Annotated in this window: 20 protein-coding genes and 3 pseudogenes; 7 read left to right on the top strand and 16 right to left on the bottom strand. The window is 29.9% G+C overall.

Annotated features, from left to right (window positions below):
- Positions 1–317: 317 nt before the first annotated feature.
- From CLAU_RS19445 to CLAU_RS20785, 8 genes and pseudogenes are all read right to left on the bottom strand, one after another.
- The gene (locus tag CLAU_RS19445) at positions 318–2,384 is read right to left on the bottom strand and encodes a methyl-accepting chemotaxis protein (protein ID WP_023163487.1); all 2,067 of its coding nucleotides are present in this window, start codon (positions 2,382–2,384) and stop codon (positions 318–320) included.
- A 475-nt stretch (positions 2,385–2,859) separates the two neighbouring features.
- Entirely contained in the window at positions 2,860–4,335 is a 1,476-nt protein-coding gene (locus CLAU_RS19440; RefSeq protein WP_023163486.1) for a cell wall-binding repeat-containing protein, read from the bottom strand.
- Positions 4,336–4,588: 253 nt separating this feature from the next.
- The gene (locus CLAU_RS21280) at positions 4,589–4,756 is read right to left on the bottom strand and encodes a hypothetical protein (RefSeq protein WP_242832233.1); all 168 of its coding nucleotides are present in this window, start codon (positions 4,754–4,756) and stop codon (positions 4,589–4,591) included.
- Between the two features lie 53 nt (positions 4,757–4,809).
- On the bottom strand, positions 4,810–5,172 hold the full coding sequence (locus CLAU_RS21275; protein WP_242832242.1) for a phage tail spike protein: 363 nt from the start codon (positions 5,170–5,172) through the stop codon (positions 4,810–4,812).
- A 179-nt stretch (positions 5,173–5,351) separates the two neighbouring features.
- Positions 5,352–6,355: pseudogene (locus CLAU_RS21015) on the bottom strand (methyltransferase domain-containing protein).
- Between the two features lie 227 nt (positions 6,356–6,582).
- Positions 6,583–7,089 carry an AAA family ATPase gene (locus CLAU_RS19420; protein WP_023163482.1) on the bottom strand — a complete coding sequence of 169 codons (507 nt, stop codon included), beginning with the start codon at positions 7,087–7,089 and terminating at the stop codon, positions 6,583–6,585.
- A 130-nt stretch (positions 7,090–7,219) separates the two neighbouring features.
- Positions 7,220–7,495, bottom strand: coding sequence for a CD3324 family protein (locus tag CLAU_RS19415; RefSeq protein WP_023163481.1), 276 nt, complete (start codon positions 7,493–7,495; stop codon positions 7,220–7,222).
- 492 nt (positions 7,496–7,987) lie between these two features.
- Positions 7,988–8,392, bottom strand: coding sequence for a hypothetical protein (locus CLAU_RS20785; RefSeq protein WP_023163480.1), 405 nt, complete (start codon positions 8,390–8,392; stop codon positions 7,988–7,990).
- Positions 8,393–9,492: 1,100 nt separating this feature from the next.
- Here CLAU_RS20785 and CLAU_RS19405 point away from each other — a divergent pair.
- From CLAU_RS19405 to CLAU_RS19395, 3 genes are all read left to right on the top strand, one after another.
- Complete coding sequence (locus CLAU_RS19405; RefSeq protein ID WP_023163478.1) at positions 9,493–11,520, top strand: thioredoxin domain-containing protein; 2,028 nt, start codon at positions 9,493–9,495, stop codon at positions 11,518–11,520.
- Positions 11,521–11,670: 150 nt separating this feature from the next.
- On the top strand, positions 11,671–12,090 hold the full coding sequence (locus tag CLAU_RS19400; RefSeq protein WP_023163477.1) for a DUF2935 domain-containing protein: 420 nt from the start codon (positions 11,671–11,673) through the stop codon (positions 12,088–12,090).
- Positions 12,091–12,277: 187 nt separating this feature from the next.
- A complete protein-coding gene (locus CLAU_RS19395) occupies positions 12,278–12,973 on the top strand; it encodes a manganese catalase family protein (RefSeq protein ID WP_013238516.1) in 696 nt (231 codons plus the stop codon).
- 161 nt (positions 12,974–13,134) lie between these two features.
- Here the strand turns inward: CLAU_RS19395 and CLAU_RS19390 are convergent, their stop codons facing one another.
- From CLAU_RS19390 to CLAU_RS19380, 3 genes are all read right to left on the bottom strand, one after another.
- Entirely contained in the window at positions 13,135–15,003 is a 1,869-nt protein-coding gene (locus CLAU_RS19390; protein WP_013238515.1) for a sensor domain-containing protein, read from the bottom strand.
- A 274-nt stretch (positions 15,004–15,277) separates the two neighbouring features.
- Positions 15,278–16,732, bottom strand: a complete 1,455-nt coding sequence (locus CLAU_RS19385; protein WP_023163476.1) for a cell wall-binding repeat-containing protein — start codon at positions 16,730–16,732, stop codon at positions 15,278–15,280.
- A 463-nt stretch (positions 16,733–17,195) separates the two neighbouring features.
- Complete coding sequence (locus tag CLAU_RS19380) at positions 17,196–18,059, bottom strand: DMT family transporter (protein WP_242832234.1); 864 nt, start codon at positions 18,057–18,059, stop codon at positions 17,196–17,198.
- Between the two features lie 146 nt (positions 18,060–18,205).
- Here CLAU_RS19380 and CLAU_RS19375 point away from each other — a divergent pair, with 146 nt between their 5' ends.
- Positions 18,206–19,192 (top strand): sulfide/dihydroorotate dehydrogenase-like FAD/NAD-binding protein, encoded by a 987-nt coding sequence (locus tag CLAU_RS19375; protein ID WP_013238512.1) that lies wholly within the window; start codon positions 18,206–18,208, stop codon positions 19,190–19,192.
- 12 nt (positions 19,193–19,204) lie between these two features.
- A pseudogene (locus tag CLAU_RS19370) lies at positions 19,205–19,462 on the top strand (FAD-dependent oxidoreductase); the annotation flags it as partial.
- Between the two features lie 119 nt (positions 19,463–19,581).
- Here the strand turns inward: CLAU_RS19370 and CLAU_RS19365 are convergent.
- From CLAU_RS19365 to CLAU_RS20775, 4 genes are all read right to left on the bottom strand, one after another.
- Positions 19,582–20,304 (bottom strand): hypothetical protein, encoded by a 723-nt coding sequence (locus tag CLAU_RS19365; RefSeq protein ID WP_013238510.1) that lies wholly within the window; start codon positions 20,302–20,304, stop codon positions 19,582–19,584.
- 15 nt (positions 20,305–20,319) lie between these two features.
- Positions 20,320–20,820: a siphovirus Gp157 family protein gene (locus CLAU_RS19360; protein WP_013238509.1), complete on the bottom strand. Its 501-nt coding sequence runs from the start codon at positions 20,818–20,820 to the stop codon at positions 20,320–20,322.
- A 17-nt stretch (positions 20,821–20,837) separates the two neighbouring features.
- Positions 20,838–20,963 (bottom strand): hypothetical protein, encoded by a 126-nt coding sequence (locus CLAU_RS21425; RefSeq protein ID WP_013238508.1) that lies wholly within the window; start codon positions 20,961–20,963, stop codon positions 20,838–20,840.
- Positions 20,964–21,045: 82 nt separating this feature from the next.
- The gene (locus CLAU_RS20775) at positions 21,046–21,219 is read right to left on the bottom strand and encodes a hypothetical protein (RefSeq protein ID WP_013238507.1); all 174 of its coding nucleotides are present in this window, start codon (positions 21,217–21,219) and stop codon (positions 21,046–21,048) included.
- A gap of 168 nt (positions 21,220–21,387) precedes the next feature.
- Between CLAU_RS20775 and CLAU_RS19355 the strand changes: the two genes are divergently transcribed.
- Entirely contained in the window at positions 21,388–23,010 is a 1,623-nt protein-coding gene (locus CLAU_RS19355) for a recombinase family protein (protein ID WP_023163473.1), read from the top strand.
- A 21-nt stretch (positions 23,011–23,031) separates the two neighbouring features.
- Positions 23,032–24,063: pseudogene (locus CLAU_RS19350) on the top strand (FAD-dependent oxidoreductase); the annotation flags it as partial.
- Between the two features lie 286 nt (positions 24,064–24,349).
- Here CLAU_RS19350 and CLAU_RS19345 read toward each other — a convergent pair.
- Positions 24,350–25,498 carry a methyl-accepting chemotaxis protein gene (locus CLAU_RS19345; RefSeq protein WP_013238504.1) on the bottom strand — a complete coding sequence of 383 codons (1,149 nt, stop codon included), beginning with the start codon at positions 25,496–25,498 and terminating at the stop codon, positions 24,350–24,352.
- Positions 25,499–25,596 lie beyond the last annotated feature (98 nt).

The raw sequence follows: 25,596 nt of genomic DNA, 5'->3' as shown, positions 1-25,596 counted from the left end.
AATACATCACTTATATAAACAATTTTTTACTTATCGGCCAAAGTAACAAATTTTCAATGTTCTTTTTGTGTTGCGTAATTACTGTTATTAACATATTTACAAAGGAAGGAACTGTGTTGTTGTTTTATCATAATTTTCTTACTTAACATTCTAGTAAATTTATTATCAGTTGGTTTCTCAATTACCTATATATAGTACTATTTGTCAAAAATATAACTTAATGCACAAAAGGGAAGTTATATTTTCTAACTTTCATCCCCTTTTGTGCATTAAATTTAAAAAATTTGATTTAAATATAATTGGTATAGAGTTTTTTTCTAGACCTTAAATCTGTCTACTAACACTCTTAATTCTTCTGAAATTGTAGCTAAGCTCTCTCCTGCTTTGGCAATTTCCTCAATTGTAGTGACTTGTTCTTGCACAGATGATGATGCTTGTTCTGTTCCAGCAGCATTCTCTTCAGAAATTGCAGATAAATTTTGAGTTACCTCAATGATTTTGTCTTTATTTTCTGTCATCTTATTGGCAGAAGTATTAAGTTTATTAACTACAGTTTTTATAGAATCTATCGCCTCTGCTATTCCTTCAAATTTTCCTTCAGTTTCTCCAACACTAGAAGCTTGTTCCTCAATTATCTGCTTAGTTTGTTGCATCAAATCAACTGCATTTTGTGATTTTACCTTTAATTCAGTTATTACTGTTTTAATGTCATTTGTAAAATTATTTGATTGTTCTGCAAGATTTCTTATTTCATCAGCAACAACTGCAAAGCCTTTACCTGCTTCTCCTGCTCTTGCAGCTTCTATTGCAGCATTTAAAGCTAAAAGATTTGTCTGGTCTGCAATACTTTGAATCATAGTGCTAGCATTTTGAATTTTTTCTGCACTTTCATTATTACTCATTATAATATGATAAACACTATTTGCAGAATCATTATTTTTCTGAGTTTTTTCAACAAGTTCTTTCAAAATTGAAAAACCTTCTGATTTTTGCCTTTCTATTTCAACTGCTGCAACATTCAATTCCTCAATATAATTTAAATCTTTTTTTAATAAATTACCTAAATCCTCTACATTATGAGCTGCCATTTGAGTATCTTTAGCTTGATCAGTAGCTCCTTTCGCAATTTCCTCAATAGCCTTACTTACTTCATTTGATGCAGTAGCTGCTTGTTCAGAAGTAGCAGTTAACTCTTCCGATGAAGCTGCAACTTTTTCTGTTGAATCCGCAGTTTTCATGATGAATTCTGATACATTCTTTCTCATACTTACAAAGGCTCTCACCATATCTCCTGCTTCATCTTTTCTGTTTAAGTATTTTAGTTCATCTGACTCTTCACATACTGAAAAATCCAAATTAGCAAAATCTTGTACTTTTTTTGTCACTGCTAAGATAGGCTTTGTTATACTGCTCGAAAGAAAATTAAATAAAATAATTGCCAATATTAACATGACCACTGCAGAAACTATCACTATATTTACTATTGCTTTTGCACTGGCTCCTAACTCTTTTTCTGTCATAAATGATGCTAATATCCAATCAGTTCCTTCAACTTTATAGGGATTAACAATATACTTTTCACCATTAACAACAACATCAAATGATTTTGGGTCTTTAGCTAAAAGCTTATCTAATCCATTAATACCAACTTCTCCAACCTTTTTAAAATTGTTTTTAGAATTTTTTCCATCTGCCATTATAAGTCCGTTACTATGCACAATCATTGAATACCCTGTTTTACCAATTTTCATTTTATTTAACATATCGCTAATATTAGTTTGCTGTACATCCACTCCTATGGCACCTATAATTTTGCCATTTTTATCAGTAAATGTACGAGCATTACTTGTAAGCAGTTGAGACTTATAACTGTATGGAGCTGTTCTAATAACACTTTCCTTTTTATTCATTGCATCATTAAACCAAGGTCTTTTTGAAGGATCGAATCCTGCTGGTATATTCTCTTCTGGCCATTGTATATATCCTCCATCTTCTGTTCCTAAATATACATAGCTTGTACCTTTGTGGCTATTTGCATATTGCTCGAATACTTTATAAATTTCCTGTTCAATTCCTGCCTTAGCTGAAGGTTTCATTGGAGTATCTTGAGTTGTATTTTTATAAGTCGTAACACTATTATCAGCTGTCATTATCACAGGATTTTTTGCTAACATATCAATATTTTTGTCAATTTGATCATAAAAAATGTTAATTGCTTGAGAAACGATTTTCATTTGCTCGTTAGAATTAGTAAAATAATCTTCATAAGCCTTTTTATTAATTTGATAAATTATAATACTACTAATACTTACTAAAGTTATCAAGAGAACTACCATTGAAGATACTAAAATCCTTGCCTTTATTCCAATAACCTTTTTATTCATAATACCAGCTTCCTTCTTTCTCTAAGTTTTTACATTTCATCTTTTTGTTGTATTTCTTATATTCAATAAATTCAGACAATTAAAATTTTAAAATGCATGAGCCTAAAGAAATGCTTAAGAATACTCAATATATTTTAACCAAAGTAAGTGGATACTTATGTTGTTATTTAAAATTATAATGTTGATATTTGTCTTTGTCAACGCAAATATGTCATTTTCCTGAATTTTCTTTCATTTTTTGTAAAATGCAAGATTTGAAAAATTCATATTCTTTTTATTGTCAAATACTATTCAATTTTTAAGATTCATAAGTTATTTTGTAAGCTAATAAATATATCTTTAATTACCATAAAAAATAAGATATAAACCGTGTCATTTTAGGTAAAAACTATTATTAAAGGGAGAAGTTAACTATGTATCTTCTTCCCTACAATAATAACTCTATTGTATTTCAATTGCTTGTTCTCTTGTAATCCTAGTTCTGGTTATCTCTATACTTGAAATCATTCCAATCCATACCACTAGTTGCGTCATCTACTAACCAACATCCATTTTCATAAATTAAAGTAAAAGTACAATCAGAAGGACTTTCCTCTTCAGTATTATCGTCCTCATGATAACAATTTAAAGTTACATTTATTTTATTATTATCTACGGTTTTATTTTCTATTTTAGATTGTAAAAATAAAGGTCTTGTTCCAGGATTACAACCAAGAATATAAAAAATATTATTTGACTTTATAAATAAATCTGTATTTATAAAGTAATTTGATTTTTTTTCTGAAAAATATTTATTATAATAATTAAATAGCTTATCATAGGTATTTACATTGTCTTTTAGTTTATAATAAGTTTCTCCTTCTCGTTCAGTAGGTATACTGTCATTCTCATCATATGATCCAAGTGAATGAATCTGAATATATGCTTGATCTGCATTATATATTAAATTTTTTATTTCATCATCGCTTATGCCTGGTATAAAAACCCCACTGACAATACTATTTATTACTGAATCTGTGACTACTCCAGTACCTCCTAAAGCTACTACATTATTATATTTTTCGTGTTGAGCTTTTATTGAAGATTCTACTGAAGGATCAACGTAAGATCCTACTAAAATTAAAGGTGAGCTACTTGAAGCTGCTAATACACTGCCAGATAATGCATCTGGATAATTTTCTCCTGACGCAATATAAACTTTATCATAACTAAAATCATTAGCAAAATGATTTAATATAGCTGAATTTGTGTCATATCTACTATTTCCTCCAAGCCTTGTAACATTGTTCAACTGTGAGGATACTTTGTCACTTATAACTCCAGTTCCACCAACTATATAACTTTCATTATAAGAACTATTATGCAAAAACTCCTTAATTGGTGTTGATAAATCATCCTTGTCAGTAAGTAATATTGGCATTCCCTTTTTTGCTGCTATAGGTGCTATAGATAAAGCATCTGCAAATCCAAATCCATTTGTTACTACCACACCATTAATGTTTCCTAAAGCCTTAGCTACCGCTAATGATGTCTCAAATCTGTTTTGTCCATATATTCTAGTAGTTTCAATATTCATATTTGTTATTTCAGATTTTACATTATCAGATACGGATGCTGTTCCACCAACAATAAATACTCTTTTTACTTTAAGTCTTGTTAATTGTTCTTTAGCCTCTGAACTTAAAGCATCCCTGCCAGTTAAAAGTATAGGTGCTTTATTTTTCTCAGCTAAAGGTGCCGCACATAGTGCATCTGCAAAGCCTTCTCCACTTGCTATTACAACATATTCTGATGATGTCCAACCTGAGTCTACAATTTTAGAATTAGTTTCATATCTATTATTACCACATAATCTATCTTGTAGTGTTGCTGCACTTACAACATTTGATGTGAGAAACATCCCACAAAATATAGCTGCAGTAAAAATAATTCCTGATAATTTTTTTTTCATGTTGATTCCCCCTACTATAACCAGTATAACCATTTTATATCAATAATGCCACTTATCTTATGTCATAAAATTTAAGTAAATTAAATCATTTTATTAAGTATTTGCTGTAGGCAATGCTGTTTTAATATACTGTCTTTTGGCTGTCCAAGTTCAACTTTAATATTTACACAATTTAAAATGTCCTTCTTTACCTTAATTACAGGTACCTTTACATCAATATTAAAATCTTTATGCCTTACTATAACTGAATCTCCTATATTAACTGTTTGAAGATGCTTATATTTTCATATTCTTTTGTTTTGCTGAATTCTATAAAATCCACATCAATATTTACCCTGCTTAAACCTATTACGCTAGCAACTTCTTTTGCAAGTGCTCTTAAAGTAACTTCATCTCCAGCATCTTTTCCTATGGCTTTCAATATTTTAATATCAGAGTTATCTCTTTTTAGCTCACCACAGCCCCATATATTAATTATTGAAAATATGGCTTCACAGGATTCTTTTCTTCAACACCAATTGTATTTGCAGTTATAATATCACTATCTGCTGTATATATGGTTATTAAATCTCCTACTAAAGATTTCTCCAAAGATGTTTTCACACTGCAGTTTTCTGCTTTCATGCTTTCTATAAAATAATAAGAAAGGTCATAGAAGATATGCTTTGCCCATACCTTAATCACATTTTTATCATCGCTGCTTTTCTCTACCTTATATATTCTAAAAAGCTGATCTTCTGCCTTGATAATATTCCATTCAACCAGATACTTTAGTTTTTTATAATTAGCAGGATACTCTAACTCTAAGGAATAATCTCCATTTAGTTCTTCTGTAATATAACAACTTATAGCTTCACTTAAGATTCCAAGACCGTTGTCATCAAAGTTTCCTTAGTAGTTTTCTTATCATAGATGCATATCATTTCTATTACCTCCCTTCTATTTAATTTGGAGTAATAAAAAAAACTAGCTTACTATAACCATAATAAGCTAATTTTATATTTATCTATTTTATTCTAGAAATATTGTTCTAGCTCTTCTATTGAATTCAATTCAAATATATCCGTTGCAATCAACTCTATTGTTTCTTCTGGAAGTGTCTCTATTTTCTCTTTATATTCATTAGGTATTTTTTTGAATTTTTTCATCAACATTTTAATTAGAAGTTCAGTTTTTCCTTCTTCTTTGCCTTTTTCAATTCCTTCATTTATTAAGCTTTTACCGAGTTCAGTCATTCTCAATTCTTCCTTTACTCTCTCTAAATCTTTTCCGCTTAAAAATTTACTTGCAAAAGCATATAGTATTGATTCTACGTCATACTTATAGTCATTGTTTATATCTTTTACTACGTTTATAGCATTAATTATCTTGTCTACTGTACCTATCTTTCCACCCATAATAGGAGTAAATGTTAAAGATATTATATCCTGCTTTGTAATCTCCATACTGGATTTTTTATGCTGCCTGAATAAACAACATATGTAAACACATCTTTTCCAGTCTAATGACTCAGCATTGATTTATAGGCTCTAAACCTTCTTAAATCTGCTTTTCCTTCATTAGTCGTCTGGAACTCAAAATGTATAAAAGTGTCATCTTCCATTAGGAAAGTGTAGTCCATAAACATATTTTTAGTTTCTAAAACTACTAATTCTGTTGGTCCTAATTCCTTAACTGTTTTGTTTATACCAAAGAATTTTTGACCACCAGCTTTTAATGCATCAAAAATCTTTGAATACAGTTTAATTTTATCTTCATGTAAAAAATGATGCATAGTTTGGAAAGATATTGCTACATCATATTTACAAGTTCCAAAATCATAATCAAAATAACTTGCATTTATTAATGACATTTTTTTGTCAGGATGTTTCTGCTTTAGTTTATCAAGCATTGCCTGTGTTAAATTTATACCTGTTACATTAATAAAAGGCTTATTCTTAAATATTTCATCAAGTTCTAATCCAGTCCCACAACCTAAATCTAATAATTCAGCAATGTCTTTTGGTAATAATTCTACCATCTTAATATAAGCATCTTTACACCCTTCTACATCTTTAAGCATATGTTCATCATATCCATCTACACGAGTAGTGAAAAAATCACTCATTTTTTCTATTTTCAATTGCTTGTCTTCCTTGATTAATATAATTAATTTATGGTTCATACTATCCTACATTGTTCAACAATATAAAAATATTGTGAATTATATTTATGAAGCAAATTCTATCTTTATAAGATAACAGGTAGTTACTTGCATGTGATTTTTATTATCTTATCAACAGTTTCATTTATAGAAATATTGGTTGTATCAATTTTTACTGTGTTCATATTTTTATATAGCTCAAGACGCTGAAGACTTGTGCTTAATTCTTCGCCATCTCTTAAGTTAAGTTTCACATCATTTAAAATCCTCTCCTTAAGTGTTTCTTCTGAACAAAGAAGAGTAACTTTTATAATCTCAAATTCCAAATCGCTTAATGGTTGAAGTAGAAGATTAAAAATATCTTCATAATGTATAACCCAGTTGAAAATAACATATTCAAAGGATGAATTAATAAGAAAGTTCCTCAATAAATAAGTTATATTTTTTATAACCATATTTTTATTTTCATCATTCACAGTAAAAGGATTCATCATCCAGCACCAATCACCATCAAGCCACACTGAATTGTTGAGTTTTTTATTAAGTTCCCTACTTGTAGCTGTTTTTCCTACACCCATAGTCCCGTTAATTATAATAAGTTTTTTTTCCAAATTTAATCCCTCCATAAAACCTTTATTATAATTCAAATAATATCATTTCATACAATAATTAATCTATCCAAAACATTTTTCTGAAATAAAAATACGCCATAAGATAAAAACTTAATGACGCATTTTATTATTAATTTTCACTATTCATATTTGATATAATTCTTTGAATGCTTTTGGGAGACAAATAGTACATTTCAGAAAGAACTCTTACAGATATACCCTCTTTGTACTTATTATAAATCTCTGAGTTTCTAATTGAAATTTTCCTTTTACTTTCGGTAGTTTCTCCCCAGGCCCTTCTATTACATTCTTTTCTTGGAATATAAATATATTCACCATCTATATAGTTTTGAATTAATTCCAATAATTCTTCTGGCAATACATCAATTGCTTTAATATAGCTCATTATGCTCCTCCTAAATCCAATGTCTTCATAGGATTGAGCAAAGGCTATTTGATATTTTTTAATCATCAATATTTATGGAATAGCCTCTGCTAAGCATAGATAATATATCTTCTCATAAAGTCCTTCTCCTTTCTTGTCTGCTTTGAATACAAATTATATGTATTTTCTGTGATATCTGTAGTGTAACATATCAGCTAAATTACTTCAAAGTTTTATTGTAATGATGTTGAATTACACCAAACAAACTCCAATTTTTTATTATAGCCTTAATATCCTATATTTTAATTGTGAACAAACTAAAAAAAGAACCCCCATAGTCAGAGGATTCTCCTCCATTATTGTTCATGAAATATTTCCGTACCTTTCTTCTAATAAATTTATAACATTTTAACTTTTATATCCCTTATTTTTCTGGTATTATGCCAATATAACCTGTATCAAATAGTTAACAAAAAAATCTATCAATATTCAGATTCTTTATTTCTAACTGCCCTATATTGAGAAAATCTGATATACGATAACATAAGTTACCAATACTAACAATCTATTCTCCATGTTCTCTAACATCTTATTTAACATACCCTCTCTATCCTTATTACAGACATAAACTTTGATATTAATTTCAAATACTCTATTAACAAGCATGTCCATCCCTGTAATCTTATCCAAGAAATCATTTATTTCTTTAATAGCTCTTATAATTCCCCTTTCATCCAACGAGGAATATATATCAAATATGGCAAAATCAAGAACTATTTTCTTTTTCTCAACCTTATAGCATAATAAGTAAGTATTAAGGTATTGTTCAAGGTCTATTAAATCCTTATAGTCTTTACGAATGTTATATAATTCACCGTCTTCAACTCTATTTAATTCATTAAAGATATGGATTTGCATTAAGTCCTCAAAAGCACTAAAAGCCCTTGAAATCAAGGACTTGCTATTGTATCAATATTATATTACATATATCTAATAACTTAAATATTGATACAATTTAGCGAGTTTTTCATTGATGGTAATTATTATAATATTACTAAATTGTATAAGGTTTCTGCTAAAATGTGCACTCCTAATTCAAAAATTTCTCATCACTTACAACAATTCCAATTGCATAGTCACTTTGAATAAGAATACATTTTTACATAACTTATTTAAAATTATACTAACGTGAGTTTGTTAAATTTTCAAGAACAGTTTCATTCCTATCATCTTTATTCTTCGAACTCACGTTATTTTAAAAAAAGGTGATGCAATATAACAAATAGGTATTTTGGACAAAAAAACTACACTATACTTTTTAGAGCGAGACTTTATTAGTTATTGTTTGACGAAAACAACGTTAATAGCCTTAATTAAAGCTTCAACTTTATCACCTTGTTTAAATGCAGCATCCTCTAAACTTTCTTTTGTCATTACAGACGTAACGACAGGAGGGTTGGCTCATCCATCAACAGACATTTTTATTTGAGCCATAACAGCATCAGCTTTTATTTCTTCAACCTTACCAAATAACTTATTTCTTACAGCAGCTTCCATAATTAAACACATCCTTTCTTAAATTTATTATAAGTATTTGTAATAATTAAATTTAAATTCATAACTTTAACTTATAGATTATATAAGATAAAATTATGAATTTAAAATTCTTGGAATGGTAGGTTTATAGTGTGAAATAAGCTTCAAGTAAGAAATTGCAGAATTTTATACTGACGAGTTTAAAGATTCACAATTTCTCACAGTTTTCTACAAAAAAACATTTAAAAAAATTGGAGTCTTTAAAAACGAGTTAATATGAAACTTGTCCATCTACTTCTTTAGTTTGCTATGAAAAGCATTAATATGCTATACATGATAGATACAAGTTGAGAAAAGACATAAAAAAGCATGAGAGCGGGAGAAGTCCTCTACTCTCTTTTTTACTTTTTTTAATTTTTAGGGACTTAAAGCAATTTTACTGGGTATACTAATCCTATTATTAAATTTTAGGAGGTGATTCTATGAATCTAACAAATACACCCAATAAATTAATAAATGAAAAATCCCCATACCTATTACAACACGCACACAATCCAGTAAACTGGTATCCCTGGGGAGAGGAAGCATTTACAAAGGCTAAGTCAGAAGATAAGCCTATATTCTTATCCATAGGATACAGTACATGTCATTGGTGCCATGTTATGGAAAAGGAGAGTTTTGAAGACACAGAAGTAGCTGAAATGCTAAACGACAGCTTCATCTCCATAAAAGTGGACAGAGAAGAAAGGCCTGATATAGACAGTATATATATGAATGTATGTCAGTCCATCACTGGAAGCGGCGGATGGCCCCTTACAATTATCATGACACCTGATCAAAAACCTTTTTTTGCAGGTACCTATTTCCCCAAAAATAATAGAGATGGGCTCATGGGGTTGATGTCTATTTTAGACTACATTAAAAAGGCATGGAAAAATAATAGAAGTGAACTTTTAAATGCCAGCACACAAATATTAGATTCCCTAAAAAATTCAAATGAAACCTCTAATGAAACCATTAATGAAGATATCTTTCAAAAAACTTTTTTAAATTTCAAATATGATTTTGACCCTACATATGGAGGCTTTGGAGACTTTCCCAAATTTCCTTCAGCACATAACTTGCTTTTTCTGCTCAGATATTTTTACAAAACCAAAGATTCCTCTGCTTTAGAAATGGTTGAAAAAACATTGGACTGCATGAGAAAAGGTGGAATATATGACCATATAGGTTTTGGCTTCAGCCGCTATTCTGTAGATAGAAAATGGCTTGTTCCACATTTTGAAAAAATGCTATATGACAATGCGCTCTTAATTATAGCCTATATTGAAACCTTTCAAGCTACAGGTAATAAAAAATACTGTAAAACATCAGAAGAAATACTGAGTTATGTACTAAGGGACATGACTTCAAATGAAGGTGGTTTTTACTCTGCAGAAGATGCTGATTCTGAAGGCGAAGAAGGTAAATTTTATGTCTGGTCAGAGGAAGAAATAAAAGATATACTTCAAGAAGAAGATAGTGGCAAATTTTGTTCTTATTTTAATGTAACAAAAGGCGGAAATTTCGAAGGCAAAAATATTTTGAATCTAATAAATAGTTCTATTCCAGAAGATGATATGCAATTTATAGAAAACTGCAGAGAGAAATTATTTGCTGAAAGGGAAAAAAGAATACATCCTTATAAAGATGATAAAATTTTAACCTCCTGGAATGGTCTTATGATTGGTGCTATGTCAATAGCTGGCAGAGTTTTAAACAACTCCAAATACACTAAAGCTGCCAAAAAAGCTGTAGACTTTGTTTATAAAAACTTAGTTAAATCAGACGGCCGTCTCCTTGCAAGATATCGTGATGGAGAAGCTTCTTTTTTAGGCTACCTAGATGATTACTCCTTTTTAATATGGGGACTTATAGAATTATATGAAACAACCTACAGCACAGATTACCTAAAAAAAGCACTGGAACTCAATGAAGATTTATTAAAACTTTTCTGGGATAAAGAAAATGGAGGCTTCTTCCTATATGGAAATGACGGTGAGAAGTTAATTACAAGGCCAAAGGAAATATATGATAGTGCCATTCCCTCTGGTAATTCCGTAGCCACATTAAATTTGCTGCGATTGTCCCATTTAACAAGCAGTTATGATTTTGAAGATAAAGCTAAACAGCTATTTGACGCTTTTTCAAGAGAAATAAATAGCTTTCCAAGAGCATGCTCATTTTCTCTTATATCACTTTTATTTTCAAAATCACCTATAAGGCAAATTATTGTATCTGCAGGAAGCAACATTGAGGAAGGTAAGCAAGTAGTTCATATGATAAATGAGAAATTTAATCCTTTTACAATTTCAATTTTGTACTGCAATTTAAATAAAGATTTGAGCACTATTTCCCCTATTATAGAAAACTATATAGACATCAATAACAAAACTACCACATACATTTGTGAAAACTTTACCTGCAAAAAACCTATAACAGACATTAATTTATTAAAGAAAATATTATAATCAGATTTCTAAGTATCAGGTTGAGTTTTGACTCCACCTGATGCTTAAAAAAACTTAATGTGCCTGTTTAAAAATAATTTTATTACAGTAACCTTTTTGTAATAACCTGCATATTATATTATTATGTATAATTTTATCAGGAGGTAACTCATGTATTGTTACACTTACATGAATCAATTTACTTGCGTTTTCAACGAACTTCAACTGTGGTCTCATATTTCAAGTGACCATCCAATTTTTCTCAAAACTGTGGCTTCCCTTTCTAATATTAAACTACCAAAGCCTATAGTAGATGGATTAAATAATATTCACAATGCATTTTTAAAATTATATAACAATGCAGTTCAGCTGAAAAAATCTACAAGCACCAATCCTGCTCAATATACTATGCATATAAAAAAATTAATTGATGAATTTATATATTACGATACCCGTGCCCTATCTTTTTATCCTCAATTGCTTACTTTCGCAAAAGCAAATAAAGCTTGGCAGGAACTAGTTAGACACATAATTAATGAACAAGCCTTTATGCTTGAGCTATTTAAAAATTTAAGACAGCAAATAAGATAAACTTTTAAATACAATTCCTAACATATTAATTAAAAATGCCAATAACGTTTTTATTCAATCTTCTCCTTTAGTTTTTTATATATTGAAATTACATCAACTATGAGATGTATTATATCTGTTCATTTTGTAAAAACTAAATTAGATTTATGAATATAAATTACAAAATGAAGGAGAGGTTGATATACTAATGTTTAAACATGAGAAACCACTTTTAAAAGAAGTTAAGGTAGAAAAACCTAATCCACAGTATGCAGTACTAATGCAAGAACAATTAGGTGGTGGAAATGGCGAACTCAAGGCTGCCATGCAGTACTTATCACAGAGTTTTAGAGTAAATGATCCTGCAATAAAAGATTTATTTTTAGATATTGGTTCAGAAGAACTCAGCCATATGGAAATGGTTGCTCAGACTGTAAATTTGTTGAACGGTCATTCAGTTGATTTCAATTCAGTAGGTAGTGGAGAAATTGAAACTCATGTATTAGGTGGATTAGCACCAGTATTAATGAACTCTTCTGGCGAACCATGGACTGCAAATTATGTAACCGTTACAGGAGATCTTGTTGCAGACTTGCTTTCAAATATAGCATCCGAGCAAAGAGCAAAAGTAGTATATGAATACCTATATCGCCAAATCAACGATAAATATGTACGTGAGACAATAGATTTCTTACTAAATCGTGAAGAAGCTCACAATGCATTATTTAGAGAGGCCTTAAATAACGTTAAGTCTACAGGTTCAAATAAGGATTTTGGTGTAACCCAAGATTCCAAATTGTATTTTGACCTTTCAACACCAGGTAGATACTATGGAGACCCTAATCCTACAGAACCTAGCTTTGCAAATCCTAAGAGAGAACAGGAATTGACAGGGAAACATTAATAAATTTATTAAAAAAAGGGTTGTTACACTAAGAAATTTACATACAACATATTATTTTGTAATTTACTTGCTAATACAATATGTTGTAAAATTTATTCTCAGTGTGACAGTCCTTATTTTTGTATAACAATATAATGTATTTAAATACAATCATATTCAACTTATACCAACATATTATTAAACTTACCTATTGAATAAACCACACTTTCAATATTTTCTACAGGCATAGGCTTACTAAACAGGTATCCTTCAACTTTATTGCAGTTCATAGATCGAAGTATTTGAAATTGTTTTACAAACTCCACTCCTTCAGCAACTACACTTATATTCATCTTGTGAGATAGATTTATTATGCCATCTACCACAGAACAATCTCTGGAATTAAGATGAATTCGATTAATGAAAAACTTATCAATTTTCAGAGTATTTATAGGAAGTAATCTTAAATAATTTAATGAAGAATAGCCTGTCCCAAAATCATCTAGAGCAATGCTTATTCCAAGTCTTCTTAATTTTTCTAAGGCAGCTATATTAGACTGTAAAGATTGCATAACTTCACTTTCTGTAATTTCAATTTCCAAAAGCTCTGGTGGAAGATTACTTTCATGTAAAACTGTTTTTACCATTTTAAAAAAACTGGGATGCTGTAATTGAACCTTTGAGACATTTATTGATATAATACCAAAATCATACCCTTTATCTAACCATTGTTTATGCTGCTTACAAGCAGTTTCCAGTACCCACTTACCAATAGGAACTATTAATGATGTGTCTTTAGCTACGGGAATAAATTCAATTGGAGAAACGAATTCATTTTCCCCAACTTTCCACCTTAATAGAGCTTCCATAGCCTTGATTTTTCCAGTTTTACAGTCAATTTCAGGCTGATAATATAACTGAAATTGATTATTTTCTAAAGCAGTTCTAAGCCCCTCTTCTAGTTCCGCTTTTCTCGAAACCTCATAAGACATCCTTCTATTATAAAATTTATATATGCCTTTACATGAATCTTTTGCTTTATACATAGCTATATCTGAATTTTTCAGTAAAGAATCAGCTGTAGTCCCATCCTGAGGATACATGGAGATGCCTATACTAGCACTAATATGAATTAAATTTTCGTTTATTTTAAATGGTGCTTTAAATGCAAATATTATTTTATTACAAACTTTTACAATATCATTCTTATCCTTTATATCATGCTGTATTATCAAGAATTCATCTCCGCCTAATCTAAATACAGTATTATCTTCTTCCATAATATTTTTTAATGTATTTGCCACATATTGAAGAAGCTTGTCTCCACATTGATGACCTAAAGTATCATTTACCCTTTTAAAATTATCTACATCTATAAAAAGTAATGCCCCTTTTTTATCATTTTCACTAGAGCTTTTCAATACCTTATTTAGCTTATCTTGAAACATTTTTCTATTAGGAAGATCTGTTAAGCTATCATAATAGCCTAGATATTTATTTTTATCCTGTATAAGCTTTTGTTCTGTAATATCAGTAACATAGCCTGCTATTTTTAAAGCTTTTCCTTTTGCATTCCTAAGTGCCTTTGCTCTAATAAAAATCCATTTTTTCTTTCCACCTTTAGTTGTTAATTTAAACTCGCATTCATAAAAAGGAGTTATCCCTGCTAGGTGATTCTCCAAATAATTTAGCATTATCTTTTTATTTTCATCTGGTAACAATTTTTCTAATATGATCTTAAGATTATCATTTTTACTAACTTTGTACCCAGTAATTTCTTTCCACTTATCTGAAGCAAAAAAATTATTTTTCTCTATGTCATATTCCCAAATAGCAATGTTAGAACTTTCTGCAGCTAATTTATATCTTTGCTCCATTAAATTTCTTTTTTTTATATTTATATAAAATATAATTACAAATGATAATAGTACTGCAACTATGGTTACTGCAATAAAAAATACTGTTTTATATCTACTATAAAAAGAAACATATCCTGCAATTTTCAAATTTTCAATTATGGAAAATAGCTCTTTTTCTAAAGTACTCACCATAAATATAGCACCTTCCGTCCCAAACTGCCTATAGTTGCTATTATAGTATTCTCTATATCAAAAATCAATACAGGTACCATAATATAAATATAACAGCTCTAGTATGCCCTATTATACCTAGTCTTCAACATGATATTGACCGAAATATAAAAGTAAAATAGTATAAATAAACATCTTTTTCATCTTATTCAAGAGATTATTTTGTCTAAAGTTTGTAATAAAAAGAAGATTATAAATTTAAAAAATTCATAGTCTTCTTTTATTGCAAGGTAAATTACTCTACTCCCCAGTTATCAAACTTATCTATGAGCCACCTATTTCCATCGTAAACTAAAGTGGCATTGGCATAGGATAACTCTCCATAATAATAACCCTTTAATGTAATATCCGCTTTATTACCATCATATTTCTTAGAAACTACTTCAGAATTTTCAACAGTAAGTTCAGGTTCAGGATTTCCATATCTCATATAAACTTTACCATCAATATCCTTAAATACAAAACTTATTAGAGCACTTACAAAATCCTTCGTATAATAATTGTTCAATCCATAGTTTTCATTTAAATATTCACTTATAGAACTGTATTCCCCTATGTTATCTGTTACGGGAGCATAGCTTATGCCTGATACATCCATATAGGAGTTTCCATCCACATTAATTTTTAATACTTTCTTAAAAGCATCGTCACCCTGAAGCAGCAATTTTTTAGCATCCCCATTTGAAATAACAGCTTTGCCCTCTAAAGCATCCTGTACATCTTCACTTACAGCTCCAGTGCCACCTACTAAAATAACCTTTTCACATTTGGATCCATCCAAATATTGTTTTTGATCTGATATATTAGCTCCATCTGTTAATATTATTGGTGCATTGTTTTTTGCAGCCAGTGCACCTGCAGATAACGCATCAGGAAAATTCTCACCACTTGCAATGACAGCTTCATTTGAAGTTTGATTAAAGTATTTACATACATTTAAGGATGTATCATATCTGTTCATGCCCCCTATCCTTATTATGTCATTACTATTGAGTGATGGGACAGTTTCCTTTAACTGACTTACTATATTACCTGCTACTGATGATTCTCCACCAATAATAAATACTTTAGATGGCTCTATATTTTTCAGTGTTTCTTTTGTTTCATCAGGTAAGTTAAATGAATTAGTCATGATAATAGGATATCCTTTTGACGCAGCAATGCTTGAAACACTTAAAGCATCTGCAAATCCAAAAGCATTTACTATAACTACTGGAGTAGCTTTTGCTGTCATTAAGTATCTGTCAATTATAAAATTTGTGCCAAATCTATCTCCTCCCCCTAATCTTTTAATGCTGCTGTATCCTAATGAATTAAAATAACTCTCAAAATTTTCACTTACAGCCGATTCTCCTCCTAATATGTAGATAGTTCCCTCTCTACTTAACTTATTTTTTATAAAGTTAATAGCATCTCCACTGGAATTTACGTCTTTTCCTACTAACAATATAGGAGCATTCTCTTTTTTTGAAAGCACAGAGCCTGCTAATGCATCTGGAAAATTACTTCCACTTACAATAATTACATTTTTCAATTTATCACTGCTAAAATTATTTGCTATATTTACAGATGTTTCATATCTATTTGCCCCACTTATTCTACTTACACCATAAGCAGTTTTAGCATATACAAATTCTCCTCCACATGTTGATATAACTATTGAAATTATGAAAGCTATGGTTTTCTTCACTAATATCCCCCCTATTTTTAATATATTACTATTTATAGTATTTACATATTAAAAAAATTACAGCAGAATATTTAATTATTAGTTATATCGTAGTCATATTTTAGGCTATATAACTATATACTATATATTGTTCCAGTAAAAGGATGTGTTTTTTTACAATTTAGTTGACATATTCCGTTTACTAGAATATAATTAAGTCTATTAAGTAAAAGGAGGCGGTAATTTGAAAAAGGAAAATATATTAATAACACCTGATGTTATTGAAGAATGTCTAAGTGAATCCCTAGATACTATAGAAAAGAAAGCTTGTTCTTACAGCAAAAAGCAAAAATCTTTAAAGTAATTTTCATATCTAAATATTCTCTTCCATTAATATACTTTGTCTATTAATGCATGAATCTCAATTTTCAGTCTGAAATAGTTATCATAGTCACCTAATATGACTGTGATAACTAGATAAAACTCAATCCATTTTTTTTATACTATAAATAGCATAAATAACAAGTGCTGCTCCAAAAACTTGAAGTAGTGATAAAGGTTCCTTTAAAATAAGAAATGAAAGAAACATAGCTGTTGGTATTTCTAAATTACCTATTATTGAAACTTTTAAAGATCCAATATGTTTAATTGCCGCGTAAAGCAAAGTTAAAGGTATTATCTCACAAAACACTCCTAATATTATAATGCAAACAATTAATTTTCCATTCAAATCCTGTCTAAACACGTCCACTGGAAACTTAAAAATTATTAATGATAAAAATGAAAATATAATGGAGTAAAAGTTAACTGCAAGTGGATTTAATTTGTCCATTTTTTTCTCCGTATATATATTCATAAAGGCATAAAATACTGCTGCCAGAATTCCATACATAAAACCTTTTGTTGAAAATGTCTTTATGCTCTGGTTAAGACCCAAAGCTAAAAAACAGCCTATAAAAGTTGCAATAAGAGCAAAAATCTTATTAAAACTTACCTGCATTTTTTGAAATACTACTGAATAAATAAAAACCATAGCGGGATATGTATAAAGCAGTATGGTAACCATTGAAACATCAAGATAATTAAAAGCCATATAATAGAAAATAGTCATGAAAGTATTACCCACTATACCAAGAACTGCTGTGTGGTATAAATCCTTTTTCCCTATTTTTAAAGCCTTACTATCTATTATAAGTATGCCTAGAAACATAATTGGAATTGACATCATATATTGAAGTGTCAATATATTTATAGAATTTGCCCCTTCCGAGAAAGCAATTTTTATTATGATTCCGCAAGTTCCAAATAATATAGCAGACAATGTGGAATATATGTATCCTTTTTTCAACAAAACACCCCTATCTAAGTAATTAAATTTAGCAGTCAATGTTTTTATTCTAACATAGTTTTTCATTTTAAAGTAACAAAAATCATTCTGAAAAATAATCTAATATTGTACATAGTTTTATAATAATATCAACGGAGGTTATTTACATGTATTGTATTGATGCAGGAAGTGACTATTGTCCATGCCACCTGGCAGAGACTCTTGACTGTATATTATGCTCTCAACTTTCCGGTGAAGAGTTTTGCCAATGCAAAGACTGGTGTGGAGTTTGTATATATGAACAATATATTTCCAATGGTAAAAAAGCAAAAAATTTAAGAAAAACTTATGATTGTCCTATATTAGACAAAAAAGTAGCTGAAGATTCTCTTTGCATGTTTACTTTAGAAGCACCAGAAAACCTAGTAAGAGAATTATCCAATGCTGGAAGCTTCGTATTTTTAAGAAATAAAGAAAGTGTAAATTATTACGACGTACCAATTTCTATTATAAATGCAGATAATACGAATAATACCCTAGATGTTGCAATAAAATCAAGCGGCACAAAAACTAAAGCTCTTTTTAAATTAAATAAAGGCGATAAAATACTTCTTAGAGGACCGTTTTCAAATGGAATAATGGGACTTTCAAATATTTCTAATGCTAAAGATGGTACATCATTAATTATAGCCCGAGGTATAGGAATTGCTCCTTCTATTCCAGTTATGAAAAAATTATATTCCAATAAGAACAAGGTTATATCTATTATTGACACACAATTTAAAGAAAATTTTTATGAGGATTATTTTAAAGAATGCAAATCAAAAGTGTTAGATTGCACTATATTAGACGAGGGAAATCTCTCTGAGAAATTCAAATTAATGCTTAAAAAAATTCTGCGGGAAAATTCCATAAATTTAGTTCACTGTGGGGGCCCGGATATAATGAGTTATGAAATTATAGATTTTATAGATAAAATGAACAATTCAAAAAACAAATCCATAAATTTTTCCTGCTGCAATAATTCCAAAATGAGCTGCGGTGAAGGAATATGTGCAAGCTGCACCAAACACTATGATGGTGACATAGTTAGAAGACTATGTAAGGTGCAAATGGATCCAAGAGATTTATTTAAAGGTAGAAGATTATTATAGGGGGTATTTTTTATGAAAATAATAGTAATTGGTTCAGGATGGTCTGGATGTGCCGCAGCTTTATCTGCTAAAAAAGCAGGTGCTGATGTAGTTATATATGAAAAAACCGACATGGTACTTGGCCTAGGAAATGTAGGAGGAATAATGAGAAATAACGGCAGATACACTGCTGCAGAAGAAATCACTGCACTTGGAGCAGGAGATCTAATAAGCATCACAGACAGCCTTACTAGACACAAAAATTTAGATTTTCCCGGTCATAAGCATGCTCCACTTACAGTATTGCGATCTTATTAAAATTCAAATAAAAGCAACATGTCAAAAGGTCATCCTTCTAGGATGTTTTGACATGTCTATAATAAGTATCCATATGGTTTCAAGAACTCTGTTTATTTTGCCGTACTTAAAATTCGGGCACCTTTGATATTTACCTGACAATTCATACATAACATTTTTCCAAATTTTTTATTGCTATAATCTGCTACTTTTTCCGATATGATGTTTCCACACTTTTCACAGTGAAGTTCATTTTTATTTATTACGTCTTTGTTGTCTATAGTAACTGTTTTACTCTGGTCACCAGCAGCTTTTCCTAAAGAATATCTTAATCTATAATAATTATCTTGAATTTCCAACTGATTAATTTCCCTATTCTTATTGTATCCTATTGACTTAACTTGAAAATGTACCCTTGGCGACAGAGTAACTTTACCATCTTTTTCAGCAAATTCTCCCTGCTGTAAACCGATCCATATAAAAGGAGCTGTATAAAGTTCTCTTCCTATTCCAATATTAAATCCTGCCCTTTTAAAACTATCACTAGCTTGACCTTTTTCTTTTTCCGTATAACTTTCCACTCCCACATCTTGCTTTCTAATCCACTGTTTCTTTTCATCATCCCAAATATCTATATTACAAAATAGTCTTCCATTTATAAGTTCATGGGTTCTTTTCCACCCTGTCATTCCAAAGGTTTCATCAAGTATTTTCATATCAACTCTTGCATCTTTATATAAGAGCAAAACACACCCTACACCATTTGGAGTTTTCTTTAAGCTCTGTACCCTTATTTCAATTTCATCTGCTTTTAAAAGCCGTACCTCCTTATTCATATTGCTTCACCTCCTCTATCTAATACTTAAACTTGTGGATTGTTTAATTTCCACACCATCTATCTTTATTTCTTGTTTTGAGTCTTCTAATATAGCCGTTTTATCCAGTTTATATGGTTGAGGAATCTTATACCTTTGTGGAATAGCATCTTCATCTATTACATTAACAGAAGGTGGATTTTTTCTTATTGAAAGAGTAAATAGTTTACCATTTATTTTTTCTTTCTTTAATATCTTCATATGGTCAAATAAATAACTTTTTAAATTTAAGACTTTATTTTCTGTTACTTTTTTTCTATCTTGAAGTCTTTTAATTTCCTCCTCCAAACCTTTAATGTCCGTACCTTTCGATTTAATTATTTTAGCAATATTTTCAGCTTTTACATTAAATTCCTCGTTAATTGAATCTAAGGATCTTTCTATATCACTTTTGGCATTTTCTAACTCCGGATTGTCCAATAAATCTTCCAAATTTCTGTATCTCTCTGAAATCTCATATAGTTTACTCAAACTCATTCCTCCCCTACTACTTTTTAAATATATATCCATACTATTAAAGGATTTTTCTTATCTATAATATATTTTATAGTTCTAAACTCTTTTAACTGCTTATCTCTCTGTTCTATATTTTCAAATCTCATTTTAGTTTTGTTTTCCATCTTATACCTCCTCTGAAGGTACACTCACTTTTTTCATATTCTTAATTTTAGTTTGAATGGTTTTCAATATGTCTATACTTATTTATTTCTTCCATGTTTGTCTTTCTTTTAATGTTTTTATGAGTTCATCTATTTGTTCAACACGTAATTCGCTTATAAGTGCTCTTGCAAAAACTCTTGCCATTCTTGTTTCCAGTTCATCCATTATTTTAGGGTCTTTTGAATAATGCATTCTTACTTTTATTAGCTTGGCCATAAAATAACATCTCCCAGCTATTTTTTAAGCATATTTACCTACAATATTATATGCACCTCAACTTATTGTGTGATGAAAATTTTTAATTTAAAAAGGAATAAAAAGTTAATTAAGGCCATGTAATTTAATATAGGACTATATTAATTTTTGAGGATGTGATTTTAAAAAATGATAGCAGCTGTATACAGCAGAAAATCCAAGTTTACATGCAAAGGTGAGTCTATAGAAAGTCAGGTACAAATATGTAAAGAATATGCAAAGAATAATTTGAAAATAAGCAGTTTTATAATATATGAAGATGAAGGTTTTTCTGGCGGCAATACAAATAGACCTAGATTTCAAGAACTTTTAAAAGATGCTAGAAAAGAAAAATTTAATTTTTTAATATGCTACAGGTTAGACAGGATTAGTAGAAATGTTGCTGATTTTTCTACTACATTAGAATTATTACAGAAACATAATATATCTTTTGTAAGTGTAAAAGAACAATTTGATACAAGTACCCCTATGGGTAAAGCCATGGTATATATAGCTTCTGTATTTGCACAGTTAGAGCGCGAAACTATTGCAGAACGTGTTCGAGATAATATGTTAGAACTTGCAAAATCCGGACGCTGGCTGGGAGGTCAAACTCCCCTTGGTTTCAACTCTAAGAAAGTAACTTATTATAACTCTGAAATGAAACAAAAATTTATGCATAAACTTTCTCCTATACAAAAGGAATTGGATAAAGTTAAATTGATATATGGTAAATACATGGAATTTGGTTCTATATCCCTAGTTCTTAAATATCTACTTACTAATAACATAAAAGGCAAAAATGGTGGAGACTTCTCATCTATGTCAATAAATGATACTCTTAGAAATCCTGTTTATGTAAAGTCAAACGATTTAGTTTTTAAATATTTAAAAGACTTAGGTATAACTACCTGCGGCATACCTAATGGCAATGGAATCATTACATATAATAAACGCAATTCAAAATATATAACTAGAAGTACAAGTGAGTGGATTGCTGCTGTTGCCAAGCATAAAGGAATTATTGAAAGTACTACCTGGCTAGAAGTGCAATTTCAATTAGATAAAAATAAAAGGAAATCTAGTCCAAGACAGGGAACATCTAAAAAATCTTTATTATCTGGAATATTAAAATGTGCTTTGTGCGGTTCACCCATGCGTGTCTCTTATGGAAGATCTAAAAAAAATGAAAATAAAAGAACTTACTATTATGTGTGTACAATGAAAGCCCATTCTGGAAAAAACAGATGTGCTAACCCTAATGCCAACGGTCCAAAAATTGAAAAAGCTATTGCTGAAAATATTAAAAAACTAAATATAAATAAGCTTTTAAAAGAACTACAATATCGTAAAAATGAATCAACTTCTTCTATTAAAAATAATTTTGTTGAAATGCTAAAAAGAGAAATTGAAGATAAAAGTAACCAAATGAACACATTATTGCAACAATTATCGAATATAAATTCAGATGCCTCCCCTGCTTCTGAATTTATTCTAAATAAAATAGAAAACTTAGCAAAAACAATAAAGGATTTAAATTTGAAATTAGACAAGTCTAAAAATATTGAAGAAGAAAATGTAGATCTAGATATAATGGAAAAAGCCTTAGAAAACTTCAATTCATCCTTTGCCCTAATAAAAGATGTGTCAATTAAAAGGCACATATTAGAAAACATAATTGACAAAATCTGTTGGAATGGTAATACAGGTGATATTGATGTTTACTTATGGGGAAGTGAAAAAGTACACAAGTTTCATCCTAGTATTCCCTAAATCTGCTGCAATACCATAAATCATGTTCATGCTTGGCTCTATGATGTAAATAAAATCGAACCAGCTGTTAGAAAATATATTTTAAGTAAAGGCATAAAACTAAAGCTAATATCAAGAGTAGTGGATGTAAAAATGGAAGGGACTAAAATAAAAGGCATATATACCTCAAATGGAGATTATGAAGAAGCAGATGCCTTTGTTGAGACTACAGGTTCCACAGGTCCTATGGGAAACTGTATAAAATATGGTAACGGCTGTTCCATGTGCATACTTAGATGTCCTTCCTTCGGACCTAGAATAAGCATAAGCAAATGTGCTGGAGTAGAAGATCTTCACGGCGAGAGATTAGATGGAACTTACGGAGCTTTCAGCGGTTCCTGTAAACTTGCTAAAGATACTATAGATAAAAATCTCTTACATGAAATTGAAGAAAAAGGTGCAGTAGTACTTAAAGTTCCAGAAGAAGATGTAAATATGGATAAGTTAAAGGCTAAGGTATGCCAGCAGTATGCTTTAAAAGAATTTGCACAAAATGTAATACTTTTAGATACAGGCCATGTAAAGTTAATGACATCTTATTATCCTTTAGAAAAGTTGCGTAAAATACAAGGTCTAGAAAATGTCAAATTCATAGATCCGTATTCTGGAGGTAAGGGAAATTCCATAAGATATCTTTCCATCGCACCCGTTTCTGTGGACTTAAAAGTAAATGGCATAGATAACTTATTTTGCGGTGGAGAAAAAAGTGGTCTCTTTGTAGGTCACACAGAAGCTATATGTACAGGATCTCTTGCCGGTCATAATGCCGTAAAATGTGCACTCAATATTCCTACTCTAACACTTCCAACTAATACAGCTATTGGAGATATCATAAGCTATGCAACTTCCAAAATACACACTAAAGAAGGAAGAAAAAATAGATATACTTTTGCTGGTGCAGAATTTTTTAACAGAATGAAAGAAAAAGGTCTATATTCCATAGACAGAGAAGAAATACAAAATAGAATTAAAAATACTGGTCTTTCAAATATATTTAATAAAAAATTAGTTTAATAGCTCTAAGTAGGCTTCTGAACAAAAAATAAACTTATGCTTCAAATACTTTACAACCACAAGTACGGTTAAATATACTTGTTTATTGTAAAACATTTCTACGCATAAGTTTATTTTTTTATAAGCATACAAATATTTTTCAAACATAAAATATTATATTTAAAAATGTATCCATTACATCTTTAGATCGTCTTAAAATTATATTCAATGACAAGATAATAAAAAGGGCTATAGTAAAAACTACTGTCCACCCTTTAATATCAATACTTTTATTTAAAATTCTATATTATAGTTTAAGTGAAATTTCATTTAATTTTTCTGACATAGAAGTAACTTCTTCTATACTAGCTGTGATTTCCTGTGCAGCAGCTGCCTGTTCTTGACTTGACGTTAATGAATCTTGACTCATCTTGCTAGAAGACTCAACCTTTTCCTTAATATTATCCGTTAACTTTGCAATTTTAGGCACTGTGCTTCTTGACTGTTCCGATAATTTTCTAATTTCCTGAGCAACTACTCCAAAACCTTTTCCAGCATCTCCGGCCCTAGCTGCTTCAATTGAGGCATTTAATCCAAGCATCTTAGTTTGATCTGCTATGCCCTTTATAAGTGAAGCTACACCATTTATTTCTTGTGATAAATCTGTTATTTCATTAATACTATTATTAAGATTCTGCTCATTTTCATGTATAGTAGATGCCGATGCTGCTAATTCTTCAATAGTAGAAGTTATTTGGGCAAGACTATCTTCTAAACTCCTGGACATTTCTTTCAAATTATTTGCTTCAACTTTAGGAATCATAAGACCAAAAGTTCCAATTAATTCACCTGTATCATCACTAAATAAAGGATAGCAAACTGATAAAACTGGTACACCATACATTGAATCATCATGCTCTACAGACACTGGTTTTCTAGTTTTCACAGCTTCAGCAACTGTAGTATCTTTCTTAAAATTATCTCCAACCTTTAATTGAGACAGCTTAAAATCTTTTGAATCTTGTATGCTTATAAATTTATTTAAGTCTGTAGTAAAAATAATAGCACCATCAGAAAACATTTCAGATAATATTGGTGCAAAATCATCAAATGCCTTCATTAATGGATGCTGCACTGGAAATACAGTAGAAAACACTCCTACAGTTTGTCCTTCATCATTCACTATTGGTTCCGACACAATCTTCAGTCTCATTCCATATAAAGAACGTGGGACATTTTCTATAATCATTTTATTTTGACTCATAGCTTTACCAGTTATACTATTTGAATTCAACTTTTCACCAACTTGAAATATATTTAAATCAAATTCCTTAGACGCTTTTCTCCAAGTATAAGTAGTTCCATCACTGGTTAAATATATAACACCACCTGGTATCATATCTGCTTGCGTTTGGCACATATCTTTTACATATTTTACTCCATTTATAGAAATCATATTACATTCTCCTTTTCAAAATTTAATATCATTATATATCATAATATTACATTTTTATATACTTTATTCGATACTTGTCCAATTTGTATAAAATTTTG

It is taken from the genome of Clostridium autoethanogenum DSM 10061 (assembly GCF_001484725.1).
GTDB classification, from domain to species: Bacteria; Bacillota; Clostridia; order Clostridiales; family Clostridiaceae; genus Clostridium_B; species Clostridium_B ljungdahlii.
The sequence above is the reverse complement of the archived record's forward strand: the minus strand, read 5'-3'. Positions and strand labels throughout refer to the sequence as shown.

Excerpts from the sequence above, each read along its gene's own strand:
- CLAU_RS19445 (WP_023163487.1), bottom strand. The coding sequence starts at position 2,384 with ATGAATAAAAAGGTTATTGGAATAAAGGCAAGGATTTTAGTATCTTCA.
- CLAU_RS19440 (WP_023163486.1), bottom strand. The coding sequence starts at position 4,335 with ATGAAAAAAAAATTATCAGGAATTATTTTTACTGCAGCTATATTTTGT.
- CLAU_RS19415 (WP_023163481.1), bottom strand. The coding sequence starts at position 7,495 with ATGAGCTATATTAAAGCAATTGATGTATTGCCAGAAGAATTATTGGAA.
- CLAU_RS20785 (WP_023163480.1), bottom strand. The coding sequence starts at position 8,392 with ATGCAAATCCATATCTTTAATGAATTAAATAGAGTTGAAGACGGTGAA.
- CLAU_RS19405 (WP_023163478.1), top strand. The coding sequence starts at position 9,493 with ATGAATCTAACAAATACACCCAATAAATTAATAAATGAAAAATCCCCA.
- CLAU_RS19400 (WP_023163477.1), top strand. The coding sequence starts at position 11,671 with ATGTATTGTTACACTTACATGAATCAATTTACTTGCGTTTTCAACGAA.
- CLAU_RS19395 (WP_013238516.1), top strand. The coding sequence starts at position 12,278 with ATGTTTAAACATGAGAAACCACTTTTAAAAGAAGTTAAGGTAGAAAAA.
- CLAU_RS19390 (WP_013238515.1), bottom strand. The coding sequence starts at position 15,003 with ATGGTGAGTACTTTAGAAAAAGAGCTATTTTCCATAATTGAAAATTTG.
- CLAU_RS19375 (WP_013238512.1), top strand. The coding sequence starts at position 18,206 with ATGTATTGTATTGATGCAGGAAGTGACTATTGTCCATGCCACCTGGCA.
- CLAU_RS19365 (WP_013238510.1), bottom strand. The coding sequence starts at position 20,304 with ATGAATAAGGAGGTACGGCTTTTAAAAGCAGATGAAATTGAAATAAGG.
- CLAU_RS19360 (WP_013238509.1), bottom strand. The coding sequence starts at position 20,820 with ATGAGTTTGAGTAAACTATATGAGATTTCAGAGAGATACAGAAATTTG.
- CLAU_RS21425 (WP_013238508.1), bottom strand. The coding sequence starts at position 20,963 with ATGGAAAACAAAACTAAAATGAGATTTGAAAATATAGAACAGAGAGAT.
- CLAU_RS20775 (WP_013238507.1), bottom strand. The coding sequence starts at position 21,219 with ATGGCCAAGCTAATAAAAGTAAGAATGCATTATTCAAAAGACCCTAAA.
- CLAU_RS19355 (WP_023163473.1), top strand. The coding sequence starts at position 21,388 with ATGATAGCAGCTGTATACAGCAGAAAATCCAAGTTTACATGCAAAGGT.
- CLAU_RS19345 (WP_013238504.1), bottom strand. The coding sequence starts at position 25,498 with ATGATTTCTATAAATGGAGTAAAATATGTAAAAGATATGTGCCAAACG.